We start from the raw sequence: 21,667 nt of genomic DNA, 5'->3' as shown, positions 1-21,667 counted from the left end.
TCCCGCGCGTTGACGGCGTACAGACGCGGGAGAACACTCCGAAGCATGCGGACCCCCGCGGGCGACGGCGCCCGCGGCGCGGCGGGTGCGCGGCCCGGCGGCCGGCGCACCACGGACGAGGTGCCCATGTCCCCGGTCGACGACTACCGCGACCTGCTCGACGCCGCCCGGCACCGGGCGGTCGAGTGGCTGGACCAGGTGCCGGAGCGACCCATCCCGCCCGCGGCGGACGTCGGCGAGGTCAAGGACGCCCTCGGGCGGACGCTTCCCGAGTCGACGCAGGACCCGCGCGCGGTCCTCGACCGGCTCGCCGACGCGGTCGAGCCAGGGCTGCTGGCCAGCCAGTCGCCGCGGTTCTACGGCTGGGTCATCGGCGGCACGTACCCGGTGGCGCTGGCCGCGGACTGGCTCGTCAGCACGTGGGACCAGAACGGCGGCATGCGGCACTCGTCACCGAGCACGACGGCCGTCGAGGACCTCGCGGGCGAGTGGCTGCTCGACCTGCTGGGGCTGCCCGCGGCGTCGGCGGTCGGGTTCGTGACGGGCGCGACGACCGCGAACCTCGTCGGGCTCGCCGCCGGGCGCGAGCACGTGCTGCGCAAGACCGGCTGGGACGTCAGCACCGAGGGCCTGACGGGCGCGCCGCGCGTGCGGCTCATCGCGGGCGCGGAGCGGCACGGGTCCGTCGACCTCGCGGCGCGCTACCTCGGGCTCGGGGCGGCACGGCTCGTGCCGTCCGACGACCAGGGACGCATCGCGGTCGACGCGCTCGCGGACGCACTCGCCGACGGCGACGGGCCCGCGATCGTCTGCCTGCAGGCGGGCAACGTGCACTCGGGCGCGTTCGACGACGTGGGCGCGGCGGTCGCGGTCGCGCACGAGGCCGGTGCGTGGGTGCACGTCGACGGCGCGTTCGGGCTGTGGGCGGCGGCGTCGCCACGGCTCGCGCACCTCACGCACGGGTACGAGACGGCGGACTCGTGGGCGACGGACGCGCACAAGACGCTCAACGTGCCCTACGACAGCGGCATCGCGATCGTCGCCGACCGGGAGGCGGCGCGGTCCGCGCTCGGCATCCGCGCGAGCTACCTCGTCGCGGCCGAGACGAGCGACCCGCACGAGACCGTCCCCGAGATGTCGCGCCGCTCGCGCGGGGTGCCCGTGTGGGCGACGCTCGCCTGGCTCGGGCGGCAGGGCGTCGCGGCGCTGGTCGAGCGGCTCGCCGACGGCGCGACCGCGCTGGCCGACGCGCTCGCGCGCATCGACGGTGTCGAGGTCGTCAACGACGTCGTCTACACGCAGGTGTGCGTCGCGCTGGCGGACGACGCGCGCACGCAGGCCGTCGCGGCGGCGCTGCGTGAGGAGGGGGTCGCGTACGCGTACACGTCGCACTGGCAGGGCCGGGACGTCGTCCGGTTCTCGGTCAGCAACTGGGCGACGGACGACGCCGAGGTCGCGGCGACGGTCGAGGCGGTGCGGCGGGCGGTCGCGGCGGTCGACGGAGGCTGAGCAGGTGGCGCGCGAGGGCCGGAGCCTGCGAGCGCCGCACGGACCGGCGGCGGCGTCCGCGCACGTCACACGACCGCAACACGCTCGTGGCGACAGCGACACCGCGCGGGTCGACGCTGGGGACATGACGCCCGTGCCCCCGCCCGAGGCCCCCTCCCGGGCCGACGTCGCCCTCACGCGCCCGCACCACGGCTCCGACTCGCAGCACCGCTCGGCGTTCCCCGCGATCGCGAGCTACGCGTTCCTGTCGGACTGCGAGTCGAACTGCCTGATCTCGCCGACGGGCGCGGTCGAGTGGATGTGCGTGCCGCGACCGGACTCGCCGAGCGTGTTCGCGTCGATCCTGGACCGTGCCGCGGGCTCGTTCCGGGTCGGTCCGCACGGGATCCAGGTGCCGACCGCCCGCCGCTACCTCCCGGGCACGCTCGTGCTCGAGACGACCTGGCAGACGCCGACGGGCTGGCTCGTGGTGCGCGACGCGATGGTCATGGGGCCGTGGCACAACACGACCGAGCGCTCGGCGACGCACCGCCGGACGCCCACGGACGACGACGCCGAGCACATCCTGCTGCGCACGATCACGTGCGTGAGCGGGACCGTCGACCTGCAGGTGGAGTGCGAGCCGGCGCTCGACTACGGCCGTGGGCACACCGAGTGGGAGTACACGGGCGCCGACTACCACGCGGTGCGGACCGTGCCGCAGGAGGAGGGCGACCTCAGCCTGACGCTCACGTCGAGCCTGCGGCTCGGGGTCGACGGGCGGGCCGCGTCGGCGCGGACGCGCATGTCGAACGGCGACAAGGCGTTCGTCGCGCTCTCGTGGTCGCCGCTGCCCGCGCCGCGCACGTGGGAGCAGGCGGCGGACATGTCGTGGCGCACGCAGGAGTACTGGCGGGAGTGGATCACGCTCGGCGTCTTCCCGGACCACCCGTGGCGCACGTACCTCCAGCGGTCGGCCCTGACGCTCAAGGGTCTGACGTACGCGCCGACGGGCGCGCTGCTCGCGGCGGCCACGACGTCGCTGCCCGAGACCCCCGGCGGCGAGCGGAACTGGGACTACCGGTACGCGTGGATCCGCGACTCGACGTTCGCCCTGTGGGGCCTGTACACGCTCGGCCTCGACCGTGAGGCGAACGACTTCTTCGCGTTCATCCACGACGTCTGCCGCGGGAACAAGGACCTCCAGATCATGTACGGGGTCGGCGGTGAGGACCGGCTCGACGAGTCCGAGCTCGGGCACCTGTCCGGCTACGAGGGCGCGCAGCCCGTGCGCGTCGGGAACGCGGCGTACGACCAGCAGCAGCACGACGTGTGGGGTGCCGTGCTCGACTCGGTGTACCTGCACGCCAAGTCGCGCGAGCAGCTGCCCGAGTCGCTGTGGCCCGTCCTCAGGCTCCAGGTCGAGGCCGCGATCAAGCACTGGCACGAGCCCGACCGCGGCATCTGGGAGGTGCGCGGCGACCCGCAGCACTTCACGTCGTCGAAGCTCATGTGCTGGGTGGCGCTCGACCGCGGTGCACGGCTCGCGCGGATGCACGACGAGCACGACTTCGCCGAGCAGTGGGCCAAGCTCGCGGCCGAGATCCACGCCGACATCTGCCGCAACGGCGTCGACTCCCGGGGCGTGTTCGTGCAGCGGTACGGCTCCGACGCGCTCGACGCGTCCCTGCTGCTCGTGCCGCTGCTGCGGTTCCTGCCGCCCGACGACCCGCGCGTCCGCGCGACCGTGCTCGCGATCGCCGACGAGCTCACCGTCGACGGCCTGGTCCTGCGGTACCGCGTCGAGGAGACCGACGACGGGCTCGAGGGGGAGGAGGGTGCGTTCACGATCTGCTCGTTCTGGCTGGTCAGCGCGCTGGTGGAGATCGGCGAGCTCGAGCGCGGCCGGGCGCTGTGCGAGCGGCTGCTGTCGTTCGCGTCGACGCTCAACCTGTACGCCGAGGAGATCGACACCCGCACCGGCCGCCACCTGGGCAACTTCCCGCAGGCGTTCACGCACCTCGCGCTCATCAACGCGGTCATGCACGTGATCCGCGCCGAGGAGCGCGCGGGCCACGACGGCATCCACTTCGAACCCCCGAACCGCGGCGGCTGACCCCTCACGACGCCCTCCTCCCGCCCGCACCCCACCTCCCCCAGCCCGCTCCCCACCCGCGCCCTCCCCACCTGCTGCCCCCACCTCGCCCCCCCGCCCACCCCTCCCGCCCGCTCCCGTCGCTGACTTCGCGCCTTCCTGCCGAGTTCGTCAGCGGGAACCAGCGAGCTCGGCGCGAGCTGACGAACTCGGCGCCGGACGGCGTGGTGCAGAGAGGCAGGACGGGCGTGGGCGGGTGTGGGAAGTGGGGTCCAGCGGCAGGTCGTGACGGTCGTGCGGCGGGGCGATGGGACAGACTCGTCCCCGTGACGGACCTGCTCTCGACGCCGGTGCGACCGGCCGACGGGTCGGACGCGGGCGTCACGCTCGACGACTTCCGCCCCGACTGGTCGCGCGTCGTCGACCCCGGCGACGAGCCGACGCCCGCCGACCTGGCCCGCGCGCACGCGGAGGCCGAGCGGCTGCTCGCGGACCACGGCGTCACGTACGGCGCCGACGCACCGGAGGGCGGCGCGCACCCGTGGCGGCTCGACCCGGTCCCGGTCGTCGTCGACGAGCCCGAGTGGACGGCCCTCGACGCCGCGCTCGTGCAGCGGGCCGAGCTGCTCGACGCGGTCCTGCAGGACGTCTACGGCGCACGCCGCCTGCTGACCGACCAGCTCCTGCCGCCGACCACGGTGCTCGCGCACCCCGGGTTCCTGCGGCAGGTCGACGGGCTGCGGATGCCGGGCGGGCGCGAGCTCGTGCTCACCGCGACGGACCTCGTCCGGGACGGGTCCGGCCAGTGGTGCGCGGTCGCCGACCGCACGCAGGCGCCGTCCGGTGCGGCGTACGCGATGGAGGACCGCCGCGTCGTCGCCCAGGTCATGGCGGGCACCTACCGGCAGGCGTCGATCCAGCGGCTCGGCCCGTTCTTCCACGCGCTGCGCCAGGCCCTGCGCGACGCGGCGCCGCGCGAGTCCGACGAGCCGCGCGTCGCGCTGCTGTCGTCGGGGCCGGCGAGCGAGACCGCGTTCGACCAGGCGTACCTCGCGTCGATGCTGGGCCTGCCGCTCGTCGAGGGCGGCGACCTGCTGGTCCGCGAGGGGCGCGTGTGGATGCGCGGGCTCGACGGGCTCGAGCGCGTCGACGTGCTGCTGCGCCGCGTCGACGCCGAGTGGTGCGACCCGCTCGACCTGCGCGCCGGCTCACGGCTCGGCGTCCCCGGCCTGGTCCGGGCGGTGCGCGCGGGCACGGTCAGCCTGGTCAACCCGCTGGGCAGCTCGGTGCTCGAGAACCCGGCGCTGCTCGCGTACCTGCCCCGCCTGGCGCGCACGGTCCTCGACCAGGACCTGCTGCTGCCGTCGGCCGCGACGTGGTGGTGCGGCGACGACGCGTCCCGGCAGCACGTGCTGACGAACCTCGCGAGCCTCGTGCTGCTGCCGACCGCGCGCGGCGCCGACGGCGGCGCGATCCTCGGCTGGACCCTCGGCCACCGCGAGCGCGCCGACCTCGCGGACCGCATCGCCGCCGAGCCGTGGGCGTGGGTCGGCCAGGAGCCCGTCGGCCCCGCCGGACCGGTCGTCGACGGCGCACCCGTGGGCGTCGGGTCCGAGCTGGCCACCGCCGACGGCGTCGGTCCCGCCGACCTCGGCCCGCGCGCCGCGGTGCTGCGCACGTTCGCGGTCGCGCACCGGTCCACGTACGCGGTGATGGCGGGCGGGCTCGCGCGGGTCGCGCCCCAGGCAGTGGTGTCGTCGGCGACGGGGGCGACGGCGAAGGACGTGTGGGTGCTCGCGTCGTCGGCGGAGCCCGTCGCGGAGGCCGCCGACGAGGCACCCGCGGACACGGTCGTCGCACGCATCCCCGCGACCGGCATCTCGCCCCGCACCGCGGAGAACCTGTACTGGATGGGCCGCTACGCGGAACGGGCCGAGGACCGCACGCGCGTGCTGCGCGTCGTCGCCGACCGCTGGGACGACTTCCACACGCGTCCGGCGTCGGCGGGCGGGCGCGCGCTCGCGGTGCTGCTCGCGAGCCTGACGCCCGACGCCCTGCCCGGCGAGCACGACGACGCCGCCGTCCCGGTCTCGTCCGGGTCGGCAGCCGGGTCCGTCGCCCACGGGTCCACCGCGCCCGGGTCCACCGCGCCCGGGTCCACCGCGCCAGGGTCCGTCGCGCCTGGGGCCGTCGCGCCGGGGTCCGTCGCGCCCGGGTCCGCCGCGCCGGGGTCCGTCGCGCCCGGGGCCGTCGCGGCCGAGTCCGCCGCCCCCGGGCAGGCCCCGGCCCGGCCGGTCGTCCCGGCTCCCCCCGCGCTGCGCGCGCTCGCGCTGGACCCCCGACGCGACGGCACGGTGGCGCGGTCGGTGCGTCGTCTCGGCGCGTGCGCGGCGGCCGTGCGCGACCAGCTCTCGACCGACACGTTCGGCCCCATCGCGCGCATCGAGCGCGCGTTGCGCGACGAGCGCGCCCGCAGCCGCACCCCGCGGTCGGCGTCGTCGGCGGCGGACCTGCGAGCCGTCACCGCAGGGCTGCGGCCCGCGCTCGACGGCGTCCTCGAAGGGCTGCTGGCCGTCGCGGGCATCGCCGCCGAGGGGCTCGTCCGTGACGTCGGGTGGCGGCTCCTCGACGCGGGCCGTCGCATCGAGCGCGCGCAGCACCTCGTCGAGACGCTGCAGGCCACGCTCGCCGACCAGCGCCCGGTGACCGTCGACCGCCTGGTCCTGGAGTCGGTCCTCACGACGCACGAGTCCGTCATCACCGCGCGTCGCCGGTACCAGGGTGGCGCGCGCGTGCCGCAGGTGCTGGACCTCCTCGTGGTCGACCGCACGAACCCGCGGTCGCTGGCCTACCAGCTCGACCGCCTCCAGGAGGACCTCGCGGCCGTGCCCGTCGCGGGCGCGTCGACCGACCAGCGCGACCACCTGCTCGGTGACGTCGTGGCGCTCGTCGAGGAGCTCGACCCCGCCGCGGCCTCGGTCGTCGGCACGGACGGCCGGCGGACGCGGCTCGCCGAGACGCTCGAGTCGATGCGCTGGCGGCTGCGCTCCGCCGCGGACGAGATCGAGAAGGTGCACTTCGTCCGCCCCGCGCCCGGCCAGGCGCTCGAGGACCTCTGGGACGCGCCCGCATGACCCGCACCTACGACCTCGTGCACCGCACGACGTACACCTACGCGCAGCCCGTCACGGACTCCTACGGCCGCACGACGCTCACGCCGCGCGACGTGCCCGGCCAGGCGTGCCTCGCGACGACGCTCGACATCGACCCGGCGCCCGCCGACACCGCCGCGCACGTCGACTACTTCGGCAACCGCACGACGTACTTCGGCGTGACCGAGCCGCACACGCGCCTCGTCGTGACGTCCCGGTCGACGATCGAGGTCTCCCGCGCGGCCGAGCCGGAGCCCGACCGGCTGCCCACGATGCCGTGGGAGGAGGTCGCCGAGTCGGTCCGCGACGGGGTCGCGACCGTCGACGAGCACGCGCTCGTCCGGCTGCGGGAGGCGCTGCTCCCGTCGCCGCACGTCAGCCGCACGCGGGCGGTCCGGGACTTCGCGGCGCCCACGCTGACCCCGGGCCGCCCGGTCGGCGAGGTGCTCGTCGACCTCGCGCACCGCATCCGCACCGAGCTCGCGTACCGCTCGGGCTCGACGACCGTGCACACCACGCAGGACCAGCTCCTCGCGCAGCGCGCGGGTGTGTGCCAGGACTTCGCGCACCTCATGATCGCGGCCCTGCGGCTGCACGGCCTGCCCGCCCGCTACTCGTCGGGGTACATCGAGACCCGCCCGCCCGCGGGCCGGGAGAAGCTGCGCGGTGCCGACGCGTCGCACGCGTGGGTGTCGGCGTGGGCGCCCGGGGCCGGGTGGGTCGAGATCGACCCGACGAACGACCAGCTCGTCGACGACCGGTACGTGCTGCTCGGCTGGGGGCGCGACTACCACGACGTCCCGCCGCTGCGCGGCGTCATCTTCACCGAGGGTCGCGGCGCGCACCCGTCGGTCCAGGTCGACCTGGTCCCGTCGGGCAGCGACCCGTTCCTCTGACGTCGCGCGGGCGGCAGGCCGACGGACCAGCGGACGGGCGGCCGTGCAGACGGGCGCACCGGCGGACGGACGCACCGGCGCACCGGCGGACGACCGCACGGCAGACCGGCGCACGCCGGCGGACCGGCGGACGGGCGGACGGGCGCAGCGGCGGACGGGCAGACGGCCGATCCCGTCGTCAGCGCAGGTCGCGCGCCCGGTCGGTGAGCTCGTCGGGCGTCACGACGAACCCGCCGCTGTCCACGACGGTCCCGCCCGCGACCCGCCACAACGTCGCGGCGACCCGCGCGACGGACGGGGTCACGCGCGACCGCGCGATGAGGTGCAGCTGCGACGGCTGCTCCTGGAGCAGCTCGGTCGAGTCCGGCGGCTGCCACGCGACGTGGTAGGCCCACGTCCCGTACTGCCGCTGGTCGACGGTGGAGAGCACGAGCGGGACCTCGCGCGCGCGGGCGGCGCGGATCGTCACGACGCCGTCGTACTCGAAGGCGGCGGCGACCGAGAACGGCTGCGCGGTCGGGTCGGCGGGCTCGGGCGTCGGCGCGTCGGCCGGGCCGATGCGGGCGCCCGCGAGGGCAGGCCGGACGAGCGGGACGACGTCCTGCGGAGCGAGCGGGAGCGGCGACCAGAGGGTGAGGTCGACGGCCGCGGCGGGGTCGGGGGCGACGACGCGCGACCCGTCGGCGGGCAGGACCGCCCCGCGCACGCGCCGCGCGGCGGCGACGGTCCATCCCTCCGCGAGCTCGTGCCGTGACGCGGGGTCCCCGGGCGCGCCGTCGGTCCGCGCGGGCTCCGACCCTGACCCGTCGTCTCCGGCACCCACGACGAGGCTCCAGGCGTCGAGCTCGCGCGCGCCGAGCCCGAGCGCTCGCGCGACGGGCTCGCCGAGCCGGACGGGACCGTCGAGCGCGGCGGACGCGTCGAGCCGGAGGAGGCCGGTGGTGGGGCGCGGCGCCTCGACGACGATGCCGCGGAACCGCGCGCCCGTGGGCCGGGCGGCGGCGGGTCGCTCGCCGGGGTCGAGCGGCTGGCGTTCCCACACGGCGCCCGGGAACCACGCGGCGGCGAGCGGGCGCACGTCGGTGCCGGCGGGCAGCACCAGGACGTGCCGGCCGACGAGCGGCGCGGGGATGACCTCGGCCAGGATCATGCGCGGACCGTACCCCCGGATTGCTGCGGGCAGGTTTCGGCGTGGTGTCGGGCGCGGCGAGTCCCTCGGACACGCCGGAACCGCAGGTCAGGGCCTAATCGCTTCAGGTGTCCACATCGACGCAACACTTTGCACACCGCTGTGGACAGACCCTGTGGACAAAAGTTGCGGCGCGCCCGCACCGGAGCCCCTCAGCGGGACGGGACCGGTCCGAGGGCGCCGCGGGCGCCGGGCGACGACGACGTCAGGCGCGCACGTCGTGCAGGTGGTGCACCAGGTCGTGCACGAAGTACTGGCCGAGCGTGCGGACCGTGAACACCGACCCGTTCGACCGGCGGCCCGGGCGCTCCACCTGGTCCTCGCGCACCGCGTCGAACCGGTCCGCGATCACGTCGGCCGCGTCCGCGAGCTCGTCCGCGACCACGACCGGGTCCTGCAGGTCGTAGCGGTCCGCGAGCGCCGTCGCGTCCTGGTCCCAGTTCTCGAAGAGCGGGTCGTCCTGCTCGAGCATCAGCGCGAGCCGGCGGTCGAACACCCGGAGCACGTCCCGCACGTGCGCGCCGTACTCGAGCACGCTCCACACCTGCGGCTCGGGGCGCACGCGCGCGTCCTCGCGGTTGAGCGCGGAGATCCACCGTGGCGTGAGGTCGCGGACCGTGCCACCGATCGCGTGCACGTCGACGTCGGCGGCCTGGAACCCGCACTCCGGGCACGGCTCGCGCAGCACCCAGGTCCAGTCCTTGGTGTCGGGCTCGATCGCCGGTGCGGGCTGGGCGGCGGGGGCGTCGGTCGTCGGCTCGCTCGTCATGCCCGCACGCTAGACGCTCCGCGCCGCCGTGTCGCCGCCTCGTCCACACCTGTCGGCTGCTCGACGACGCGTGTCCGTCGGGGCACGCCGACGACGTCGCGGGACCGTCGACCGCACCCGTGCCGACGTCGACCGCGACACCCGTCAGACGACCCCCGCCGCGTGCAGCGCGCCGTACTCCTCGTCCGTGAGCACGCGCGACCTGAGCAGGAACCGCACGCCCTCGGGCGCCTCGAGCGAGAACCCCGCACCGCGGCCGGGGACGAGGTCGATCGTCAGGTGCGTGTGCTTCCAGTACTCGTACTGCGCGCGCGTCATCCACACGGGCACGGCAGCCCCGTCGCCCAGGTCGAGGTCGCCGAGGTGCACGTCGACGTCGCCCGTGATCAGGTCACCCGCCGGGTAGCACATGGGCGACGACCCGTCGCAGCACCCGCCCGACTGGTGGATCATCAGCTCGCCGTGCTGCGCGCGCAGCGTCCGCAGCATGTCGAGCGCGGCGTCCGTCGCCGCGACCCGCTCCGGAAGTCCCATCCCGCCTCCTCCCCCGCCCGGCGACGACCGGTGCCCCGGCCGGCCGCCGTCGGGCGGCGTCGCCCGTCGTCCTGACCTGGTGCCCCACGATCGCGGCGGAAGCTCCCCTCCGAACCTCCGCCGCGACCGCGTGCCCGCCCGTCAGAACAGCCCGAGCGACTCCTGCGTGTACGACACGAGGAGGTTCTTCGTCTGCTGGTAGTGGTCCAGCATCATCTTGTGGTTCTCGCGGCCGACGCCCGAGCCCTTGTAGCCGCCGAACGCCGCCGCCGCGGGGTACGCGTGGTAGCAGTTCGTCCACACACGGCCCGCCTCGATGTCGCGGCCCGCGCGGTACTGGATCGCCGCCTCGCGGGACCAGACGCCGGCACCGAGGCCGTACAGCGTGTCGTTGGCGATCGAGATCGCGTCCTCGTAGTCCGAGAACGACGTCACCGCCACGACGGGACCGAAGATCTCCTCCTGGAAGACCCGCATGGAGTTCTTCCCCTCGAAGATCGTCGGCGTCACGTAGTACCCGCCCGCCAGGTCGCCCGACAGCTCTGCCCGGTGCCCGCCCGTCACCACCCGCGCCCCCTCCGCGCGGCCGATGTCCAGGTAGGACAGGATCTTCTCGAGCTGGTCGTTCGACGCCTGCGCGCCGACCTGGGTCTCCGTGTCGAGCGGGTCGCCCTGGCGCATGCTCTCCGTGCGCAGCTTCACGGCCTCCAGGAACTCGTCGTAGATCGACTCCTGGATGAGCGCGCGCGACGGGCACGTGCACACCTCGCCCTGGTTGAGGGCGAACATCGCGAAGCCCTCGAGCGCCTTGTCGTAGAACCCGTCCTTCTCGCGGACGACGTCCTCGAAGAAGATGTTGGGGCTCTTGCCGCCGAGCTCGAGGGTCACCGGGATGATGTTCTGGCTGGCGTACTGCATGATCAGCCGGCCCGTCGTCGTCTCGCCCGTGAACGCGACCTTCCGCACGCGCGGCGACGACGCGAGCGGCTTGCCCGCCTCGACCCCGAACCCGTTGACGACGTTGACGACGCCCGCGGGCAGCAGGTCCCCGATCAGCTCCATGAGCAGCAGGATCGACGCGGGCGTCTGCTCGGCCGGCTTCAGGACGACCGCGTTGCCCGCCGCCAGTGCCGGCGCGAGCTTCCACGTCGCCATGAGGATCGGGAAGTTCCACGGGATGATCTGCGCGACCACGCCCAGCGGCTCGTGGAAGTGGTAGGCGATCGTGTCGCCGTCGATCTCCGAGATCGACCCCTCCTGCGCCCGGATCGCGCCCGCGAAGTAGCGGAAGTGGTCGATCGCGAGCGGGATGTCGAACGCGAGCGTCTCCCGCACCGGCTTGCCGTTCTCCCACGCCTCCGCCGCCGCGAGCATCTCGAGGTTCTGCTCCATGCGGTCCGCGATCTTGTTGAGGATCACGGCCCGCTCCGTCGCGGTCGTCCTCCCCCACGCGCGCGACGCACCGTGCGCCGCGTCGAGCGCACGCTCGACGTCGTCGGCGTCGCCCCGGCCGACCTCGGTGAACGTCCGGCCCGTCACGGGGCTCGGGTTCTCGAAGTAGCGGCCGGACGCGGGCGCGACGAACTCCCCGCCGATCCAGTGGTCGTAGCGGTCGCGGTAGGAGATGAGGCTGCCGGGCTGTCCCGGCGGCGCGTAGACGGTCATCACGCCTCCCTGGCGAGGTCCCCGGGCGAAGGCTTGTGGCGCAACCCGGGGTCACGGCGTCGTTGCCGCGACACGTCCACGCTAGGCACGCGCCGTTGCACGACCGTTGCACCGGCTGCTGCGTGGGCGGCGCGGGCGGACCGTCCACCCGGTGCTGGGTACCGCGCCGCGGCCGTGGGCGGTCACGAGACCCGGGTCGACCGGTCGCCGTGTCGTCGAGCGCGCCATCGGGTCTGGTTCGAGGGCGCGTTCGCCCGGGCGCTCGACGGCCGGGGCCGTGGCGGGGCCGCCTGCAGGGCGGTGCGCGGTGACGTCAGCCGGCGCGGTGGGTCGTCAGGCGGCGGGCCAGGAGGTCGAGGCGGCCGCGGGCCTGGACGTGCGCGGGGGTCCCGCGCGGGGCGAGGACCGCGAGGCGCTGCCACGCCTGCCAGTCGTCGGCGCCGTCGTCGGACGACACCCACCGTGACACCGCGCCCTCCTCGGGGCTGGCCAGGACGGCGGCGCGCAGGTCGGCCCGCAGGTCCTCGCGGATCCGCTCGACGCCGGGCGCGACGGACCGCGGCAGGACGACGCCGGGGTGGTTGGCGAGCGCGGCGACCACGTCGCCGACCTCCAGCAGACCGCGCACGGTGTCCGCGTCGGACCGGATCGGCGCCGTGAGGCGGTACGGGCGGGACGGCGACAGCAGGGGCCCGACGACGCGGCGCAGGCGCGACACCTCGGCGCGCACGGTCACGTCGGACAGCACGTCGTCGCTGAGCTGCACGGCGAGCTCGTCGGCGGTGAGCCCGGCGGGGTGCTGCGCGAGGAGCAGCAGGATCTCGGCGTGCCGCAGCGTGAGGCGCACGTCGCGGCCGTCGAGGTGCAGCGTCGGCACCGCGGGACCGAGCACGCGGAGCCGCGCACCGACGGCCGTCCGCTGCCCGCCGGTGATCGCCGTGACGACCCGGTCGGACGGCATCTGCAGCACGGGTCCGGCGGCGACGCGCGCGAGCTCGGCCTCGACGGCGGCGACGGTCGCGCGCACCAGCGACATCATCACGGCGGTCGCGACCACCGGGCCGCCCGTCACGTCGAGCACGCCGAGCACCTGCCCGGACGGTGCGCGGACGGGCGCGGCGGTGCAGTTCCACGGGTGGACGGTGCGCGCGTAGTGCTCGGTCCCGACGACCTGCGCGGGCCGCTCGGTGACGAGCACGACACCGGGCGCGTTCGTCCCGGCGCGGTCCTCGCTCCACACGGCACCCTCGACGAACCCGACGCCCTCGACCTTGCGGCGCACGTCGCGGTCGCCCTCGACCCACAGCAGGCGACCCGCGTCGTCGGTCAGCGCGGTGATCCACCCCGCGCCCGCGCCCGGCCGGACCAGGAGGTCGCGCACGACGGGCATCGCGGCCGAGAGCGCGTGCCCGCGGCGGTAGGAGGTGAGGGCGCGGCCGGCCATGTCGACGGGTGGCGCGGGGACCTCGGGGTCGACGCCGCTGCGCGCGCTGCGTCGCCACGAGTCGGCGACGAGGCGTCGGACGTGCTGCCCGGCGAGCCGCCCGGTGGTGACGAAGTACTCGTGGGCGACCCGCACGGAGTCGTGCTGCGACATGACTCTCCCCTCGACCCACCGCCGAGCACTGCCCCCGTGACCTCCGAGTGTACGAATCGTCCGCTATTTCCGCGCGGGTGTCCGGGAACGTGTCGTCGCGGTCTCGCCGGGCCCCGGGGGCCTCCGCTCGGACCGGCGGCCGTCGGGCGTACTTCCCGTGCCGTCGCGCGCTCCTTCTTCGTGGCGCGGCGGACGTCCACCGGCGTGCCCGGGCAGCGTCGGCTGCCCTTTCGTGCACGGTCTGCCGCGGCCCGGGGCCGCGCGACTAGCCTGACGAAGGTCGAGGGAGACGGTATGGCCGAGCGCATCTGCGACGTGTGCGGCGCCGTGAACCCGGCGACGGCCGAGTTCTGCCGGGTGTGCGACACGTACTTCGGCTGGGACGGCGGGCAACCGCCGACCGGCCCGACGAGCGCGCCCACGACGACCGCGCCGGTGACGGGCCCCGCGCCCGCGACGACGGCGACCGCGCCCGCACCGACGACGAGCCCCGCGACGACCGCACCCTCCCCCACGACGCCCGCACCCGCGACGCCGGCGGCCGGGACCGGGCCGGTCGGGGTCGCCGCCGGGGCCACGCCCGCCGCGGAGCTGCGGCCCGAGGAGCGCGCCGAGGTCCCCGTCGTGTCGCCCGAGCAGGCGGCGGTCGTCGTCACGAAGGACGCGCCGGGCACGTTCACGCTGTCGCTGAAGAACGTGTCGCCGGTCGTCGACGGGATGGTCGTGCACGCGCTCGCGCCCCCGTCGTGGCTCGTCGTGACGCACGACGACGCGAACCTCATGCCGGGCGAGGCGCGCACCGTCACCGTGACGCTCGCGGCCCGCGCCGGGGAGCCCGTCGTGGCGCAGAACCTCGACCTGCCGATGCTCGTGCGGTCGTCGCTCGACCCCACCAAGGCCGCGCCCGTCGCCGTGCGGGTCACCGTGCCGCCCTACGGCCCGCCGCCGACGCTCACGACACGCCCGCACCTGCTGCAGCTCGACGACGCGACCGACGGCGCGTTCACCGTGACGGTCGACAACCGCGCGTCGAACCACCCGCGGCACTACGCGCTGACCGTGCAGGACGACGAGGACGTCGTGCGTGCCGACGTCGTGCCGCCCGCCGTCGACGTCCCGGCGCTCGGCACCGCGGACGTGCGCGTGCGGTTCAGCGCGCCCGCACCCGACCCGGGCCGCGAGGCGACGCGGCGGCTCACGTTGTCGGCGTCCGACGACGACGGCCCCGTGTCCACGTCGGTCACCGTCGTGCAGCGGACTGCCGCGGAGGAGGAGCCCGAGCCGTTCACGGTGCGCCTCGAGCCGAGCCACCTGCACGTCGTCGGGACGGACACGGGCGCGTTCGACGTCATCGTCGACAACCGGGCCGAGGACGACGGGCTCGCGGTCGACGTGACCGGCCGCGACCCCCAGCGCCTCGTCGCGTTCTCGTTCGGGCACGACCGGTTCGTCGTGCCGGGCGGCCGGGCGACGCGCGTGCACGCGCTGCTGCGGACCAGCGCCCCGCCGCCGGGCACGTCGGCGGCGCGGCCGTTCTCGGTCGTCGTGTCGGACGGGCGGCGCGAGGTCGAGGCGACGGGGGTGCTCGACGTGAGCGCACCGGCCGACCCGATCACGACCGCACGGCTGCAGGTGTCGCCGGCGACGTTGTCCACCGAGGCGCGACGCGGGGCGTTCGCGGTCGACGTCGACAACCGTGCCGGCACGTCGCCGCTGACGGTGCGGCTCGCGGCCCGTGACGAGCTCGGGCAGGCGCGGTTCACGTTCTCGCAGGACCAGCTCGCGGTCGCTCCCGGTCAGGTCGCGCGCGTGCAGCTCTCGTTCGACGCCCCCCTGCCCGACGGCGGGACGCAGCGGTCCCGTGCGGTGACCGTCGTGGCGAGCGACGCCGCAGGGTCGGTCGAGGGCGCGGCGACGCTCACGCAGACGGCGCGCGACTGGCGGCCCGTCGCGAAGCGGTGGCTCGTCTGGCTCGGCGCGCTCGCGATGATCGCGGGGGCGCTGCTGCCCTGGCTCGACGGTCAGGTCGTCGACCTCGAGCTCGTCGTGACGGAGGCGTCGACGGGCAACGAGGTCGCGATCAGCATCGCGGCGGCCGTCGCCGCGACGCTGCTGGTCGCGCTGCTCGCGCTGATCATGCTGCTCGGGCTGACCGGGACCGGGAAGCAGATCCGGCGGTCGGCGATCCTCGCCGCGCTGCTCGGGGTCGGGGCGCTCGTCGCACAGCTGCAGTTCCCCGTCGACGACGCGTTCGTCGTGACCAACGGTGTGCCGCTGATCCTCGTCGGGGCGGTGCTCGGGTTCGTCGGCGGGGTGTTCGCGCGGCCGCGAGCGCGCTCCTGACCAGCGGGCGGGCACGGGGACGTGTTTCTGACAGAACGTGAGACGATGTCACCATGCCCAAGATCATCGGCGGGTCGCTGCACGAGCACCGCGAGCAGACGCGCAGCAAGCTCTTCGCCGCGCTGTCCGCCCTCATGGCCGAGCGCGGCTTCGACGCCATCACGCTCGCCGAGATCGCCCAGGCCGCCGGCGTCGGACGCACCGCCGTCTACAACCACTTCCCCGACAAGGAGGCGCTGCTCCTCGGCTTCATCACCCACGAGACCGAGCAGTACACCGCCACCCTGCAGCGCTCGCTCGACGACATCGACGACCCCGTCGAGCAGCTCCGCACCTACGTCCGTCAGCAGGCGTCGCTGACGCGCGTCTACCACGTCGCCCCCGGGCCCGAGCTGCGCTCCGTCCTGTCCCGCGGCGCCCAGCAGCGGGTGCGCGAGCACGTCGTCGTCGTCGAGCAGATCCTGCGCCGCATCCTCGCCGCCGGGATCGAGTCGGGCGTCTTCCCCGACCAGGACGTCGACACGATCGTCCCGCTCGTCAACGCGTGCCTGTCCGGCCGTGGCGTGCCCCAGGGCGGCGCCGAGCGCGAGCGCGCGATCGAGCAGACCGAGACGTTCGTGCTCCGCGCCGTCGGCGCCCTCACGCCCGTCCCCGCCTGACGTGCCGCACCGCGACAGCCGACCCGGCCGACGCCCAGGGCCGGGCGGCCAGGGCCGTCCGGGCGGCGGGGGGAAGCGTCCCGACGACCAGCGCCGACAGCCCACGTCCGACGACCGGCGCGCCCGCCCCGGCGGTGACGACCGACGCACCCGCCCGAGCGGTGACGACCGACGCGCACGCCCGACGAACGACGAGCGACGCGCACGGCCCGGCGGCGTCGACGACCGGCGACCGCGGTCCAGCACCGACGAGCGGCGCGACCAGCGGCGGGAGCGGCGCGGCACGCCGCCTGCGGCACGGTCCGCGCGCGAGCGGGGGACGTCGCAGACCGCAGCGCGCCCGACGGGGACGCTCGTCGAGCTCACCTACCTCGACGGGCTGCGCGACGTGCTGCACGACGAGGTCGTCGAGGTGCTCGCGCCACGGCGCGCACCCGTCGACGTCGCGGGCCGGGACGACGCTCTCGCGGTCCGGCTCGACGGCCCCCTCGCCGACGTGCTGCGGCTGCGCACCGCCGTCGCCGCGTACGTGTCGCTGCACTTCGACGTGCCGCGGCCCAGGTCGCTGACGAGCGGCGACCACCTCGCGCGGATCGTCGACGCCGTCTACGCGTCGCTGCGCGTCGCGGGCTCGTCGTCGTTCCGGTTCGAGGCGGCCGGTTCGGACTCCGCGGTCTTCGCCCGCCTGGCGGACCTGCTGCACGACGCGACCGGCCTGAAGCACGACCCCGCCGACGGCCAGCTGGTCCTCCGCGTGCGTCGCGGCGCGCGCACCCCGGGCGGCGGCGCACGCTCCACGGTGGGCGGTGCTCGCTCGGCGGCGGGCGGTGCGGGGGCGTCCGGCAAGGACGGGCGTCGCGAGGGAGCCGACGTCGACCCGGGCTGGGACGTGCTCGTGCGCGTCGGTCCGCGCCCGCTGTCCGCCCGCACGTGGCGCGTCACCGACTACCCCGGCGCGCTCAACGCGACGATCGCGGCGGCGATGGTCCGCCTCGGCGGCGTGCGTGACGACGACCGCGTGCTCAACCTCATGTGCGGCTCCGGCACGCTGCTCGCCGAGCGCCTGCTGGCGGGCCCGGCCGCGACCGCCGTCGGTGTCGACGTCTCCGCCGAGGCGCTCGACGCGGCCCGCGCCAACCTCGCCGCCGCGCACGTCCGCGCGACGCTCGTCGCGGCCGACGTGCTCACGAGCACCCCCGGCGCCGACGGACCCTGGGAGGCCGGGGCGTTCGACCTCGTGCTCGTCGACCCGCCGTGGAGCGGGCTGCACGGCGACCACGCGTCGGCCGTCGACGTGCACGCCGGGGTGCTGCGGTCCGCACGGGCCGCGGCGGCACCGGGAGCACGGAGCGTCGTCGTGACGCACGAGGTCAAGGTCATGGAGCGGTGCCTGCGCGAGGCGTCGGCGCTGTGGTCCGTGCGGGACACGCTGCGGGTCTTCGCGAAGGGCCATCACCCCCGCGTCTACGTGCTCGACGCGGTCTGACGGCTCCGGCGCCGACCCTCCTCGACTACCCGTCGGTCGGCGCTCGCCCGTCACCGGGAGCACCGAGGTCGGCCGACGCGACGTCCGGCCCCGCACCCGCCGCCACCGCCGCAGGCCGGCTCTCGGACGCGGTCCCGGCCACCGGCGGCTCGTTCTGCTCGATCCACTCGTCGATGCGCAGCCACGACGCGAACAGCCACTCCTCGGCCGCGTCGCGGTCGCGCGGCACGTCCGCCGGGGCGACGCTCCACCCCTTCATGACGATGCGCTTGTCCATGGGCAGCTCGCGCCAGATGTCGTGCACCGTGACCAGCCGGTCGAGCCCGGTGTGCCCGACGAACACGACGCCGGCGTCGGGCGCCTCGTCGAGCGCGGACAGCACGCCGCCCGCGTGCGGCGCCATCACGTTGGTCATCTGCTCGGCCTGCACGACGAGCTCGTCGCGACCCTCGCGCCGCAGCGCGTCGATGCGGGCGCGCCGCCGTCGGGGCGTGAAGTTGCCGCCCTCGGGGAAGATCAGCAGCGCTCCGCGCGGCCCGAGCCCGTCCGCGAGGTCCCCGACGGCCGCCGCGAGACCGGGAGAGCCGTCGCGGCGGGCCTTGCGGGGGGTGATGAACTGCGTGGGCAGCCGGTTGAGGAGCACGTCGATCGCCGGGTCCCACTGCAGGGTGTCCTTGAGGACGATCCGCGGCTCGCGGTCGAACCAGTTGAGCAGCGCGTGGACCAGGATGAACGAGTCGCCGGGTCCGGCGTGCCGGCTCGCGACGACGATCGGCTGCCCGGTGAGGACGGTGCCGAGGTCGGCGTCGACGATGTCGATCCTCAGGCGCAGCGTCCAGCGGACCTGCCAGAACAGCACCTGCAGCATGCGGCGGGCCAGCCGGTAGTGGGCCCGCTCGAACGCCGGTCGGTGGATCGCCCACCCGAACCCGGACCCGATCCACAGACCGAGCAGCGCGACCAGGCACGCGGCGTCCCACAGGACGTAGAAGCTCGCCATCCACAGCGCGCGCGGGATCCGCAGCCGCCCCGGCAAGGCCCACGTCACCGCGCCCAGCACCAGCAGGACCAGCATGAGGCTCGTCGGCACCAGCAGGACCGCGAGCGCGACGATCGCGGGCGCGAGCACGACCCGCCGCACCCACCGCGGCGGCAGGCGCCACGTCATGACCGGGCCTCGAGGTACGCGCGCGTCGCCTCGCGGGCGGCGTCGATGCGTCGTCGGGTCGCGTCCATCCGCCGGTACGACCCGAGCTTCTCGTCGCCGGGTGCCGGACCGCCGCTCGGCAGGACGTGCACCGCGACCCCCTCCGGGACCCGCTCGATCTCGCGCGTGAACCGGTGCCGGCGCGCGATCTCGAAGCTCACCCGCGCCACGTCGCTCGGCTTCTGCGGTGCCACGACCGCCTCCTCGATCCGTCCGACCTGGAGCACGTACACCGTCGTCGCGCCGCGGTCCACGGCCTCGCCGAGCGGGATGGAGTTCACGATGCCGCCGTCGACGAAGTGCTCGTCGCCGATCTTCGTCGGCGGCAGGACGCCCGGCACCGACGACGACGCGAGCACCGCGGGGATGAGCGGCCCGCTGTCGAACCAGCGCTCCGCCGTCCGCTCGATGCACGCCGCCGCGACGGCCAGCGGGACGTCGAGCTGCTCGAACGTCCGGTCGGCGCCGAGCATCTCCTCGAGCAGGCCGCGCAGCGGTGCGGGGTCGTTGAGGTGCGTCTTCGAGCGTGCGAGCCGGCGCAGCTGCTTGGGCCACGAGTCGCCGTAGACGGCCGCGGCGGCCGGCGACGCCCACGCCTGCAGCAGCGTCTCGACGACCGACGGCGTCGGGTCCGCCGCGACGGCCGCGCCGTTGATCGCGCCGATCGACGTGCCGACGACCGTGTCGGGCCGGATGCCCGCCTCGAACAGCGCCTGGAGCATGCCGACCTGCACGGCGCCGCGCACACCGCCGCCGCCCAGCACGAACCCCACCGTCATGACCGGATCGTGGCACAGCCGACGACGCAGGGCCCGGCGACGTCCCCAGGCCGCCGCCGCTGGTCACGGCCGGGCCGCCCGGTGTCGAAAGTGAGGCGCGAATCGCTTCAGACGGTGGCCCGAAAGGGCAGGTCGTCCGCAGGGTGGAGGCCCTAGGGGGACGCGACCTCGGCGGACGGCAGCGAGGCCGGTGCCGGGACGCGCTCACGGGGCCGTCCCGCATCGAGAGGAGACCCGCACACATGACCGTCCGTGCACGCCCACGCACGCTCTTCGCCGCCCTGGCGGCGGTCGCGGTGGCCATCGGCGCCGCCGTCGTCACGTCCGCACCCGCCTCCGCCCACGGATCCGTCACGGACCCGCCCACCCGGAACTACCGGTGCTGGGAGGTCTGGGGCTCGGACCACCTCAACCAGAACATGAAGAACGTCGACCCCATGTGCTGGGGCGCGTACCAGCACGACCCGAACGCGATGTGGAACTGGAACGGCCTGTACCGCGAGAACGTCGGCGGCCGGCACGAGGCCGTCATCCCGAACGGGCAGCTCTGCTCCGGCGGCCGCACCTTCTCGCCGCGGTACGACTACCTCGACACGCCCGGCCCGTGGGTCGCGAAGAACGTCCCGACGAAGTTCCAGCTCACGCTGACCGACGGTGCGAAGCACGGCGCCGACTACCTGCGCATCTACGTCTCGAAGCCGGGCTACGACCCGACCACCGAGGCGCTCGGCTGGGACGACATCACCCTGGTCAAGGAGACCGGGCGCTACCCGACGACGGGCCTGTACCAGACCGACGTCGACCTCACGGGCTACAGCGGCCGTGCCGTGCTGTTCACGATCTGGCAGGCCAGCCACCTCGACCAGCCGTACTACCTGTGCTCGGACATCAACATCGGCGGCACGAGCACGCCGACGCCGACCGTGACCCCGACGCCGACGGTCACGCCGACCCCGACCGTCACGCCGACGCCGACGGTCACCCCGACGCCGACCGTCACGCCGACGCCGACCCCGACGCCCACGCAGACCTCGGGCCCGGGCACCTGCACCGCGACGGTGAAGGTCGTGAACTCGTGGAGCACCGGCTTCGTGGGTGAGGTCACCGTCAAGGCCGGCTCCAGCGCGATCACCGGCTGGCACACCGCGATCGGTGGCACGACCGTCCAGCAGGCGTGGAGCGCCACCCTGTCCGCGGCGAACACGCTGACCAGCGTCGACTACAACAGCAAGCTGCCCGCGGGCGGCACCGCCACCGCCGGGTTCATCGGCAGCGGCAACGGCCAGGGCGTGTCCGCGGTCTCCTGCGGCACGCACTGACCGACCCGTTCCACCGCACCACCCGGACGCCCGTCGTCCTGACCCGCACGGGTCGGGCGGCGGGCGTCCGTCGTCGTGACGCGCGGAGGTGGGGCGGCGCGCGTGCGTCGTCGTGAGTCGCACGGGTCTGGCGGCGCGCGTCCCCGACCCGCCGCCCGTCGTCCCGGACGAGGCGCGGGGCACGTCGCTCCTTGGTCGTCGTCGCGGCGCGCGGCAGGATGAGGCCGACCGACCGCCCAGCCGACCACCGACGGAGCGTCCCGTGCCGAGCGACACCCCCGACCACGAGCCCCGCCCGCAGGACCCGTCGGGCACGCACGACCCCGAGCCGCCCGCCCAGTTCTGGCGCCGCCGCGGCTACTGGCTCCTGCTGGCCGTCGCGGCCGTCGTCGCGCTGGGCCTCACGTTCGTCTCCCGCCTCCAGTGACGCCGCACCGTCCCCGACGACGGGCGGCACGGGCCTGGCCGGCGCCGCGCGCGTGATCCACT

At 75.3% G+C, this 21,667-nt stretch carries 16 protein-coding genes; 9 read left to right on the top strand and 7 right to left on the bottom strand.

Annotated features, from left to right (window positions below; translation table 11 throughout):
- Positions 1 to 126: 126 nt before the first annotated feature.
- The 4 genes from GXP71_RS17885 (at position 127) to GXP71_RS17870 (ending at position 7,631) form a co-directional block, all read left to right on the top strand.
- Complete coding sequence (locus tag GXP71_RS17885; protein WP_162354429.1) at positions 127 to 1,509, top strand: aminotransferase class V-fold PLP-dependent enzyme; 1,383 nt, start codon at positions 127 to 129, stop codon at positions 1,507 to 1,509.
- Between the two features lie 124 nt (positions 1,510 to 1,633).
- Positions 1,634 to 3,604 carry a glycoside hydrolase family 15 protein gene (locus tag GXP71_RS17880; RefSeq protein ID WP_162353763.1) on the top strand — a complete coding sequence of 657 codons (1,971 nt, stop codon included), beginning with the start codon at positions 1,634 to 1,636 and terminating at the stop codon, positions 3,602 to 3,604.
- Positions 3,605 to 3,909: 305 nt separating this feature from the next.
- Positions 3,910 to 6,717, top strand: coding sequence for a circularly permuted type 2 ATP-grasp protein (locus tag GXP71_RS17875; RefSeq protein ID WP_162353762.1), 2,808 nt, complete (start codon positions 3,910 to 3,912; stop codon positions 6,715 to 6,717).
- Positions 6,714 to 7,631, top strand: a complete 918-nt coding sequence (locus tag GXP71_RS17870) for a transglutaminase family protein (RefSeq protein ID WP_162353761.1) — start codon at positions 6,714 to 6,716, stop codon at positions 7,629 to 7,631. The genes GXP71_RS17875 and GXP71_RS17870 overlap by 4 nt, the downstream gene beginning before the upstream one ends.
- A gap of 178 nt (positions 7,632 to 7,809) precedes the next feature.
- Here the strand turns inward: GXP71_RS17870 and GXP71_RS17865 are convergent, their stop codons facing one another.
- From GXP71_RS17865 to GXP71_RS17845, 5 genes are all read right to left on the bottom strand, one after another.
- Complete coding sequence (locus GXP71_RS17865; RefSeq protein ID WP_162353760.1) at positions 7,810 to 8,781, bottom strand: hypothetical protein; 972 nt, start codon at positions 8,779 to 8,781, stop codon at positions 7,810 to 7,812.
- A 244-nt stretch (positions 8,782 to 9,025) separates the two neighbouring features.
- Entirely contained in the window at positions 9,026 to 9,589 is a 564-nt protein-coding gene (locus GXP71_RS17860) for a DinB family protein (protein ID WP_162353759.1), read from the bottom strand.
- A 144-nt stretch (positions 9,590 to 9,733) separates the two neighbouring features.
- The gene (locus GXP71_RS17855) at positions 9,734 to 10,123 is read right to left on the bottom strand and encodes a DUF779 domain-containing protein (protein ID WP_162353758.1); all 390 of its coding nucleotides are present in this window, start codon (positions 10,121 to 10,123) and stop codon (positions 9,734 to 9,736) included.
- A 141-nt stretch (positions 10,124 to 10,264) separates the two neighbouring features.
- Entirely contained in the window at positions 10,265 to 11,788 is a 1,524-nt protein-coding gene (locus GXP71_RS17850; protein WP_162353757.1) for an aldehyde dehydrogenase family protein, read from the bottom strand.
- A 313-nt stretch (positions 11,789 to 12,101) separates the two neighbouring features.
- The gene (locus tag GXP71_RS17845) at positions 12,102 to 13,385 is read right to left on the bottom strand and encodes a transcriptional regulator (RefSeq protein WP_162353756.1); all 1,284 of its coding nucleotides are present in this window, start codon (positions 13,383 to 13,385) and stop codon (positions 12,102 to 12,104) included.
- A 294-nt stretch (positions 13,386 to 13,679) separates the two neighbouring features.
- Here GXP71_RS17845 and GXP71_RS17840 point away from each other — a divergent pair, with 294 nt between their 5' ends.
- From GXP71_RS17840 to GXP71_RS17830, 3 genes are all read left to right on the top strand, one after another.
- Positions 13,680 to 15,728 (top strand): hypothetical protein, encoded by a 2,049-nt coding sequence (locus GXP71_RS17840; RefSeq protein ID WP_162353755.1) that lies wholly within the window; start codon positions 13,680 to 13,682, stop codon positions 15,726 to 15,728.
- Positions 15,729 to 15,781: 53 nt separating this feature from the next.
- Positions 15,782 to 16,387 (top strand): TetR/AcrR family transcriptional regulator, encoded by a 606-nt coding sequence (locus GXP71_RS17835; protein WP_124342853.1) that lies wholly within the window; start codon positions 15,782 to 15,784, stop codon positions 16,385 to 16,387.
- Between the two features lie 388 nt (positions 16,388 to 16,775).
- Positions 16,776 to 17,873, top strand: a complete 1,098-nt coding sequence (locus GXP71_RS17830; protein ID WP_238402487.1) for a methyltransferase — start codon at positions 16,776 to 16,778, stop codon at positions 17,871 to 17,873.
- Positions 17,874 to 17,898: 25 nt separating this feature from the next.
- Here GXP71_RS17830 and GXP71_RS17825 read toward each other — a convergent pair whose 3' ends face one another.
- Positions 17,899 to 19,041 carry a 1-acyl-sn-glycerol-3-phosphate acyltransferase gene (locus tag GXP71_RS17825; protein WP_238402486.1) on the bottom strand — a complete coding sequence of 381 codons (1,143 nt, stop codon included), beginning with the start codon at positions 19,039 to 19,041 and terminating at the stop codon, positions 17,899 to 17,901.
- Positions 19,038 to 19,859 carry a patatin-like phospholipase family protein gene (locus GXP71_RS17820; RefSeq protein WP_162353754.1) on the bottom strand — a complete coding sequence of 274 codons (822 nt, stop codon included), beginning with the start codon at positions 19,857 to 19,859 and terminating at the stop codon, positions 19,038 to 19,040. Before GXP71_RS17820 ends, GXP71_RS17825 begins: the two co-directional genes overlap by 4 nt.
- 242 nt (positions 19,860 to 20,101) lie before the next feature.
- Between GXP71_RS17820 and GXP71_RS17815 the strand changes: the two genes are divergently transcribed.
- Positions 20,102 to 21,178, top strand: coding sequence for a lytic polysaccharide monooxygenase (locus tag GXP71_RS17815; protein ID WP_162353753.1), 1,077 nt, complete (start codon positions 20,102 to 20,104; stop codon positions 21,176 to 21,178).
- Positions 21,179 to 21,440: 262 nt separating this feature from the next.
- On the top strand, positions 21,441 to 21,605 hold the full coding sequence (locus tag GXP71_RS17810; protein ID WP_162353752.1) for a hypothetical protein: 165 nt from the start codon (positions 21,441 to 21,443) through the stop codon (positions 21,603 to 21,605).
- Positions 21,606 to 21,667: the final 62 nt, after the last annotated feature.

The sequence above is a fragment of the Cellulomonas sp. H30R-01 genome, from assembly GCF_010119915.1.
In the GTDB taxonomy this organism is placed as follows: domain Bacteria; phylum Actinomycetota; class Actinomycetes; order Actinomycetales; family Cellulomonadaceae; genus Cellulomonas; species Cellulomonas algicola.
The sequence above is the reverse complement of the archived record's forward strand: the minus strand, read 5'-3'. Positions and strand labels throughout refer to the sequence as shown.

What these genes read in the sequence shown, in the direction of transcription:
- GXP71_RS17815 (WP_162353753.1), top strand. Translation starts at nt 20,102, where the DNA reads ATGACCGTCCGTGCACGCCCACGCACGCTCTTCGCCGCCCTGGCGGCG.
- GXP71_RS17880 (WP_162353763.1), top strand. Translation starts at nt 1,634, where the DNA reads ATGACGCCCGTGCCCCCGCCCGAGGCCCCCTCCCGGGCCGACGTCGCC.
- GXP71_RS17865 (WP_162353760.1), bottom strand. Translation starts at nt 8,781, where the DNA reads ATGATCCTGGCCGAGGTCATCCCCGCGCCGCTCGTCGGCCGGCACGTC.
- GXP71_RS17845 (WP_162353756.1), bottom strand. Translation starts at nt 13,385, where the DNA reads ATGTCGCAGCACGACTCCGTGCGGGTCGCCCACGAGTACTTCGTCACC.
- GXP71_RS17835 (WP_124342853.1), top strand. Translation starts at nt 15,782, where the DNA reads ATGCCCAAGATCATCGGCGGGTCGCTGCACGAGCACCGCGAGCAGACG.
- GXP71_RS17885 (WP_162354429.1), top strand. Translation starts at nt 127, where the DNA reads ATGTCCCCGGTCGACGACTACCGCGACCTGCTCGACGCCGCCCGGCAC.
- GXP71_RS17820 (WP_162353754.1), bottom strand. Translation starts at nt 19,859, where the DNA reads ATGACGGTGGGGTTCGTGCTGGGCGGCGGCGGTGTGCGCGGCGCCGTG.
- GXP71_RS17870 (WP_162353761.1), top strand. Translation starts at nt 6,714, where the DNA reads ATGACCCGCACCTACGACCTCGTGCACCGCACGACGTACACCTACGCG.
- GXP71_RS17855 (WP_162353758.1), bottom strand. Translation starts at nt 10,123, where the DNA reads ATGGGACTTCCGGAGCGGGTCGCGGCGACGGACGCCGCGCTCGACATG.
- GXP71_RS17840 (WP_162353755.1), top strand. Translation starts at nt 13,680, where the DNA reads ATGGCCGAGCGCATCTGCGACGTGTGCGGCGCCGTGAACCCGGCGACG.
- GXP71_RS17860 (WP_162353759.1), bottom strand. Translation starts at nt 9,589, where the DNA reads ATGACGAGCGAGCCGACGACCGACGCCCCCGCCGCCCAGCCCGCACCG.
- GXP71_RS17850 (WP_162353757.1), bottom strand. Translation starts at nt 11,788, where the DNA reads ATGACCGTCTACGCGCCGCCGGGACAGCCCGGCAGCCTCATCTCCTAC.
- GXP71_RS17825 (WP_238402486.1), bottom strand. Translation starts at nt 19,041, where the DNA reads ATGACGTGGCGCCTGCCGCCGCGGTGGGTGCGGCGGGTCGTGCTCGCG.